Source organism: Micromonospora sp. NPDC050276 (genome assembly GCF_044459545.1).
Classification (GTDB): Bacteria; Actinomycetota; Actinomycetes; order Mycobacteriales; family Micromonosporaceae; genus Micromonospora.
This window is the reverse complement of record NZ_JBITJA010000038.1, coordinates 1-6,752: the sequence shown is the minus strand read 5'-3', so window position 1 is coordinate 6,752 and position 6,752 is coordinate 1. Positions and strand designations below refer to the sequence as shown.

Genomic DNA, 6,752 nt, shown 5'->3' with positions numbered 1-6,752 from the left:
AGTGTCGATAGACCATGAGTCGGCCGCTCTGCTGGCCTGGCATTCGGCGGACCGAATGCCGCCAATCGCAGGCAGACAAGATCAAAACGCCCAGTGAGGGGGTGTTTTCGAGGTCCTGACCGGGGAACGACGCAGGCAACGGCGTCGCGGCTCCGAGCTGTAGGAGCGGAACGTCGGCCGATCAGGCCGATCGGTAGATGGTCAGCGAGCGAAGAGTGGGCTGCGCTGTCGACGATGAGCGGTGGTAGCAGTAGCGGACGCTGATCACGCGGCCCGTTGGGCACGTTGAGGTACTCGGTGTTCAGGTCGAGGTTTCCTGGGTTGTCGGCGACCTCGTCGAGCATGTCCACGCCGTGGTCGTGCAGCCGCTGACCCACGCGCCCTTGGTTCGCTTCAGGCGGCAGGCTTGCTGGGCCGTGGGGCCCAGTTAATGGGGTCTGACCAGGCGTTTTGCCCAACCTTGGGTTGCGGGAACGGCGTGGTGTCGTGGCCGCGGGTGCCGAGGTCGGGGCGTTCCTTGCGTTCTTGCTCGTCGATCTTGATGAGTTCGGCCATGGCTTCCATTTGGTACTTGCTGGCACTGGGGTTGGGAATAGCATCGCCGCGGCAGGGACCGCCGGTCGCTTTCTTGCGCAGGGCGGCTTCGTCGTTATCGGCGATGAGACTCACAACGACCGCTCCCGAGTACGCCTGATCCGCGGATCGGAAACCGAACTCGACCGAACCAGGTAATCGCCCGACTCACGATTCGGCTCGGCACGAGTAAGGGTCCACGAACCCGGGACCGTGCGCGCGAATCCGCCAGCCAGATCGCCACAGGACGGGACGACCTCGTCGTCGGCGAGCGGCCTCCTTTGCCATACCCCCAGCGCACCGAGACCCACCACGACGGCGCCGCTAAGGACGGCTAGACCCTTCCCGCTCGTTCGCATCCTCACCACCGCGCTGCGCCTGGACGTCGAGGGTGGTGACCACCCGGTAGCCGCCGCTCCCGGTCGTACGCGGTGGCGCCGAACGCCTCCGCGCCTTCCTTCGCGCCCATGCCGGACAGCGCCAACGGAGGGAAGGCGGCCGCCGCGACCACGGCGCCGACCAACAGGCCGCAGACGATCAGCGACAGGGTGTTGTTCAGGACTGTGTGCCTACGCATGCCCGACACGCCGTCACAACGCGGTGATGGCGACCTCGGCCGCCTGGGCGATCAGGGCGTCGTCGTAGTCGGCGTCCTTCTGGTCGCGGCTGGACAGCACCGCGAGGACGATCGGCGCGCGGTTCGGAGGCCAGATCACCGCGATGTCGTTGCGGGTGCCGTAGCCGCCGGCACCGGTCTTGTCCCCCACGACCCAGCCTTCGGGTACACCGGCGCGGATCAGCTCACCACCGGTGGTGTTGCCCCGCAACCAACCGTTGAGCACGTCGCGGTCCGCCGGTTCGAGGGCGTCTCCCACGGCGTACGCCCGCAGATCCTCGGCCAGGGCCGCCGCGGTGCTGGTGTCCCGCCGATCACCCGGCCTCGCCTCGTTGAGTTCGGTCTCGTAGCGCGCCGGATCGGTGACCCTGTCCCCCCATCTCGCGCAGTTCCTTCTCGAACTTCTGCGGTCCGCCGAGCTGGCGCAACAGCAGGTTGCCGGCGGTGTTGTCGCTGTACCGCACGGCCGCGTCGGCGATCGCAGCGTCATGCCCTCGGTGACGTGCTGCTCCGTGATCGGCGAGTAGGTCACCAGGTCGTCCGCCGAGTACCGCACCACCCGGTCCAGCTCGCTGTCGGTGGTCTCGTCGAGGACCTCGGCGACGGCCAACGCCTTGAACGTCGACGCGTACGCGAACCGCTCGTCGGCCCGGTACCGCACCGTGCGACCGTTGCCGGTGTCGATCGCGTAGACCCCCAGCCGTGCGCCGAACCTCTTCTCCAGCTGCCGGAAACTCGGGGCTCGGGTCGGCGGCGGTGGACGCGGTGGCCGTCGCCGTGGGGTCGCCGGCCGGTTGCTCGGCGGCATCGGCAGGGCCGCAAGCGGCGAGTGACACCACTGCCGCCGCGGCCACCAGACGGTGTGTCGCACGAATCATGATCGCTCCTTGTCGGTGCCGTGGGTCCGACGCGGGCGCGCCGGTCGGACAGGACTCGACAGTGGCAGGGATCCGGCATGCGGTCGAAGACGGATACGGCGGTGTCCATGCTGATGTGACATGGTCACCCGCTGGTCACAGCCAGTCGTGTTCGCGGGCGTAGCGGGCGGCTTCGTGGCGGGTCCGGGTCTGGGTCTTGCGCATCGCGTTGGAGAGGTAGTTGCGCACGGTGCCCTGGGCGAGGTGGAGCCGGGTCGCGATGTCGGCGACCGAGTAGCCCTCGCTGGTGACCCGCAGGACGTCGGCTTCACGGTCGGTGAGGGGGTTGTCCTCGGTGACGGCGAGCGCGGACACGTCCGGGTCGATCCAGCGTTTGCCCGCGTGCAGGGTGGCGATGACCGAGGAGATGTGCGCCGGCTCGGCGGATTTGCTGACGAAGCCCTGAACACCGAGCTTCAGCGCCTTCCGCAGCACGCCAGGGCGGGCGTGCCGGGTCAGCATCAGGACGACCTGTTCCGGGCGCGTACGGCGGATCGCGGCGACCGCGCCGAGACCGTCCACGCCCGGCATCTCCAGGTCGATGACCAGCACGTCGGGCTCGTGCCGCAGGGTGGCCTCGACCGCCGTCTCGCCGTCGGACGCCTCGGCGAGAACGGTGACGTCGCCCTCCAGCGGCAGCAGCGCGGCCAGAGCGGTGCGCAGCAGCGCCTCGTCGTCGGCGAGCACGATGGTGGTCATCGGCCGTCACCCCGCTCCGTGTCGGCACGCGCGGCGGGGAACGTCGCCGCCGTCCGGAAGGTCCCCTGCTGCTGTTGCACGGTCAGCTCGCCTCCGTCGCCCGCCACCCGTTGCCGCAGCGCGGCCAGCCCGCGCAGCTGCGGGGGCGCGGTGGCGCTCACCCCGTCGTTGACGATGGTGATGCCCGACTCGGAGAGGGTGATCTGCACCTGTCTGGCCTGCGCGTGCCGCAGGATGTTCGTGGTCGTCTCGCGCAGCACCTGGCCGAGCAGTTCGCTGGCGCGGGTGTCGACCTCGGCCTCCCGGGTCACCCGGACCCGGATGCCGGCGGCCTCGAACAGGTTCTTCGCGTTCTCGATCTCCGCAGTGAGGTTGAGCCGTCGTTGTGCGTAGGCGAGTTCCTTGGTCTGCGCGATGGTGTCGCTGACCAGCGCGTACGTCTCCCGCAGCTCCTGCTCCACCCGGGCGGTGTCCCGGAGCAGCAGTCGCTGGGCCAGGGCGATCTTCAACTTGACCACGTGCAGGGTGTGGCCCTGGATGTCGTGCAGGTCGCTGGCGAACCGCACGCGCTCCCGGACCACGGCCAGTTCCGCCTCACGTTCCCGGGTCTGTTCGAGCTCGCGGATGAGGTCGAAGAACCGCTCGCCCACAATGGTGAAGACCGTCACGAGAATGGTCAGGACGGTCGGGATGAGAACGTAGGTTGCCAGGACGTCACCGATGTCGTCCCGCTGCACCAGCAACCGCGCCGCGCCGACCGCCGCGACATAGCTGAACAGCCCGGCCAGCACCAGCTTCCGGTGCCGTCGCACCTCGCGCATGACAAGGGAGCCCACCGCGCAGAACCCCCAGTAGGCGTTGGGGCTGCCGCTGACCAGAACTCCCAGTGGCCACACCACCGCGGCCACGACCAGGCAGGGCAGCACGACCCGGGCGAGGTCGTTGGCGGTCCACCGTTCGAAGGCCACCAGGGCTGCCGCGGCCCCCGGCGCCAGGATGATCAGGTGCCACCAGGTACGCGTGTCGGTGTAGAGCAGGACCACCGCGGCGAACACCACCGGCGGCAGCGAGGTGGCGAGGTTGAGCCGGCGCAGCCTTCCCTGCGTCGACTCGGTGAAGCGCGGTGAGCTGGCGGTCACCAGATCAGTATCGGGCAGCCGCACGCCACGACCAGTGACACCACGTCACATGCGGTGGTGACGTGGCGCCACTGACGGGCCGGCCCCGCCCGCGCTGTCATTGGGTGCATGTCCATCACACCCGTCATCGAAGTCGAACGGCTGAACCTCACCTACGGCGACTTCCACGCCGTGAAGGACCTCTCCTTCGAAGTACGGCCCGGAGAGCTCTACGCACTGCTGGGCACCAACGGAGCCGGGAAAACCTCGACCCTGGAAGTCGTCGAGGGACACCGGAAGGCGACCTCGGGCACCGTACGCGTCTTCGGGCGCAGTCCCGATGACCGTCGGGCGGTACGTCCCAGAATGGGGGTTATGCTCCAGGAGAGCGGTTTCTCCCCCGACCTCACCGTCCGTGAGTCCGTCGGCCTGATCGGCCGGCTCACCCGGCGCACCGACGACGTCGCCCGGGTGCTCGACGTGGTCGACCTCACCGGTCGAGCCGGTCGCAAGGTGTCGCAGCTGTCCGGCGGGGAGAAGCGGCGGCTGGACTTCGCCACCGCCGCCTACGGCACCCCGGAGTTGCTCTTCCTGGACGAGCCGACCACCGGCCTCGACATTCAGTCCCGCGACGCCGTGTGGGCGACCGTGGACCGGCTACGGGAGAACGGTGCCACCATCGTGCTCACCACGCACTACCTGGAGGAGGCGCAGCAGCGCGCCGACCGGATCGGGCTCATGCACGAGGGCACCCTGCACCGCGAGGGCACCATCTCCGAGCTGACCCGCACCCTCCCCGGCGTGATCCGCTTCTCCCTCGCCACGCCGGTTCCGCCGCTACCGCTGCAGGCGGTCGTCAACGCCGACGGGACGGTCGTGGTCGAGTCCTTCGAGCTGCAGAAGGACCTGCACCTCCTGCTCGGCTGGGCGCAGGACCACGCCGTGAAGCTGCGTGACCTGGCGGCCGGGCCGACCCGGCTCGACGACGTGTTCCGCGCCATCAACAGTTGATTCGTTCTTCCGAGAGGCCCTCACCGTGTTGTCCATCGCGTCCAGCGAACTGATCCAGATCTTCCGCAACCGGCTGGTGCTGATCACCAGCCTCATCATCCCGGTAGTCGTCAGCGCGTTCTTCGTCCGCCAGCACGAGTCCTTCGCCGACATCGGCAGCCTCGGCTACATCGCCGCGATCGTCATGTTCACGATCGCCGCCTTCGGGCTCTACACCACCGCCGTCACCACCCTGGCGTCCCGACGGCAGAACCTCTTCCTCAAGCGGCTGCGTTCCACCGCCGCAAGCGACACGAGCATCCTCGCCGGGCTGCTGCTGCCCGTCGTCGTCCTCGCGGCGATCCAGGTCACCGCGATCCTGACTGTCCTGGCCATCGTCGCCGGAAACCCGGCGAACATCGCCCTGCTCGTGGTCGCGACCATCGCCACCCTGGCCATGATGATCGGCCTAGCCCTGGCCACCGCCGGGTTGACAAACTCACCCGAACACGCTCAAGTGACCACCCTGCCCGTTACCCTCGGGGTGATCGCCGTGGCCAGCTGGGTCGGCATCACCGGCACCGAGAACCTCGCCTGGCTCAAGCGGCTGCTGCCCGGCGGCGCGGCCACCGAACTGACCATGAACGCCTGGAACGGCGGCGTCGCCGTGACCAACTCCCTGCTCCTGCTCGCGCCCACACTCGGCTGGGTCGTCATCGCCGTCGCCCTCGCCACCCGACTCTTCCGCTGGGAGCCCCGCCGATGACCACCGAACCCTGGTCGGACGCGCCGACCCTGGTCGAGGATCTCCTGCTTCTTCTGTTCCAACCCCGGTCCGGGACGATCGCTGGTGAGAACACCCTCTTCTACGTCCTCGGCGGAGCGGTCCTCGCGGACCTCGCCCTCGGCGATCACCTGAGCGGGGCGGACCGGGGGCGGCTCAGGAGCGTGCCGGGCCACCCACCGCCGGATGGTCTCCTTCGCCAGGCGTGGGACTACCTCGCCGAGAAGCCGAGGGGGGTGCAGACGGCACTGGCCGCGATCGGTCCTCCCCTGCGCGGGCCGGCGTTGGAGCGGCTCATCGCGCGAGGCGACATCGACCAGGAGCCCCGCAAGGTGCTCGGCCTGTTCCGGACGACGGCTCTGCGGGAGGGCAGAACCGGACGACGGGCCCGCCTGCTCGCCGACGTTCGGCAGGTCCTCGTGGACGGTGTGGAGCCGCAAGCCCGTGTCGCCGCGCTCGCGGCACTGCTCTCGGCGAGCGGGACGCTCCCGCAGTTCCACCGCGAAATCCCGTGGACGTCACCGGTGATCAGCCGAGCCAAGGAACTCGAGCAGGGCGACTGGGGTGCCGACGCCGCGGCGGAAGCCGTGACCCGCACCGTGACGGCCACTGTCGTCAACAGCGCCATCGTGGCCATCACTGCGCTTCCGCGAAGTTAGCTCGCGTCACGAGCGCCTCCCAGACCGTGCCGCCGACCAGAGTCAGGCTCGCCGCCTCCAGCCGTCCTCCGGGCCGGGGGACGGCTGGACTCGTCGCCGGTGAAGAAACGCTTCCTTACGCTCTCGCCGGAGCAATGCTTTCGGATCTCAGCATCGGCGAAGAGCACGCATTCGCCGGGGCCGAAGTCGGGCACCCGGCAGCCAGGGCCACGACCAGTGACACCACGTCACACGTGGTCGTGGCATGGCGCCACTGACGGGTCGGCCGCGCCCGCGCTGTCGTGGAAGTCACCGAGAGACACCGGAGGCCGGCCTCCGGCACCTTGGACGACTCTGGCCTGGGTCGCCATCGCCGCCACCCTCGCCACCCGGCTCTTCCACTGGGAACCCCGCCGA

Annotated in this window: 9 protein-coding genes; 3 read left to right on the top strand and 6 right to left on the bottom strand. The window is 69.2% G+C overall.

All coding sequences use genetic code 11. The features are described from left to right. From ACIBF8_RS31975 to ACIBF8_RS31950, 6 genes are all read right to left on the bottom strand, one after another. A partial coding sequence (locus tag ACIBF8_RS31975; RefSeq protein WP_396787640.1) for a hypothetical protein occupies nt 1-377 on the bottom strand: 377 nt, incomplete at its 3' end. Between the two features lie 16 nt (nt 378-393). Then, the gene (locus tag ACIBF8_RS31970) at nt 394-669 is read right to left on the bottom strand and encodes a hypothetical protein (RefSeq protein ID WP_396787639.1); all 276 of its coding nucleotides are present in this window, start codon (nt 667-669) and stop codon (nt 394-396) included. Nucleotides 670-934: 265 nt separating this feature from the next. Then, complete coding sequence (locus ACIBF8_RS31965; protein WP_396787641.1) at nt 935-1,150, bottom strand: hypothetical protein; 216 nt, start codon at nt 1,148-1,150, stop codon at nt 935-937. A gap of 13 nt (nt 1,151-1,163) precedes the next feature. After that, nucleotides 1,164-2,060: a serine hydrolase gene (locus ACIBF8_RS31960; protein WP_396787638.1), complete on the bottom strand. Its 897-nt coding sequence runs from the start codon at nt 2,058-2,060 to the stop codon at nt 1,164-1,166. Nucleotides 2,061-2,202: 142 nt separating this feature from the next. Next, the gene (locus ACIBF8_RS31955; protein ID WP_396787637.1) at nt 2,203-2,805 is read right to left on the bottom strand and encodes a response regulator; all 603 of its coding nucleotides are present in this window, start codon (nt 2,803-2,805) and stop codon (nt 2,203-2,205) included. Then, on the bottom strand, nt 2,802-3,944 hold the full coding sequence (locus ACIBF8_RS31950) for a sensor histidine kinase (RefSeq protein WP_396787636.1): 1,143 nt from the start codon (nt 3,942-3,944) through the stop codon (nt 2,802-2,804). The genes ACIBF8_RS31955 and ACIBF8_RS31950 overlap by 4 nt, the downstream gene beginning before the upstream one ends. A gap of 108 nt (nt 3,945-4,052) precedes the next feature. Here ACIBF8_RS31950 and ACIBF8_RS31945 point away from each other — a divergent pair, with 108 nt between their 5' ends. From ACIBF8_RS31945 to ACIBF8_RS31935, 3 genes are read left to right on the top strand one after another with little or no spacing between them, the layout of a single operon-like run. Beyond that, nucleotides 4,053-4,934: an ABC transporter ATP-binding protein gene (locus tag ACIBF8_RS31945; protein WP_396787635.1), complete on the top strand. Its 882-nt coding sequence runs from the start codon at nt 4,053-4,055 to the stop codon at nt 4,932-4,934. A gap of 25 nt (nt 4,935-4,959) precedes the next feature. Beyond that, nucleotides 4,960-5,679, top strand: a complete 720-nt coding sequence (locus ACIBF8_RS31940) for an ABC transporter permease (RefSeq protein ID WP_396787634.1) — start codon at nt 4,960-4,962, stop codon at nt 5,677-5,679. After that, nucleotides 5,676-6,356: a GPP34 family phosphoprotein gene (locus tag ACIBF8_RS31935; RefSeq protein ID WP_396787633.1), complete on the top strand. Its 681-nt coding sequence runs from the start codon at nt 5,676-5,678 to the stop codon at nt 6,354-6,356. Before ACIBF8_RS31940 ends, ACIBF8_RS31935 begins: the two co-directional genes overlap by 4 nt. Nucleotides 6,357-6,752 lie beyond the last annotated feature (396 nt).

Excerpts from the sequence above, each read along its gene's own strand:
- ACIBF8_RS31965 (WP_396787641.1), bottom strand. The coding sequence starts at position 1,150 with ATGCGTAGGCACACAGTCCTGAACAACACCCTGTCGCTGATCGTCTGC.
- ACIBF8_RS31955 (WP_396787637.1), bottom strand. The coding sequence starts at position 2,805 with ATGACCACCATCGTGCTCGCCGACGACGAGGCGCTGCTGCGCACCGCT.
- ACIBF8_RS31945 (WP_396787635.1), top strand. The coding sequence starts at position 4,053 with ATGTCCATCACACCCGTCATCGAAGTCGAACGGCTGAACCTCACCTAC.
- ACIBF8_RS31935 (WP_396787633.1), top strand. The coding sequence starts at position 5,676 with ATGACCACCGAACCCTGGTCGGACGCGCCGACCCTGGTCGAGGATCTC.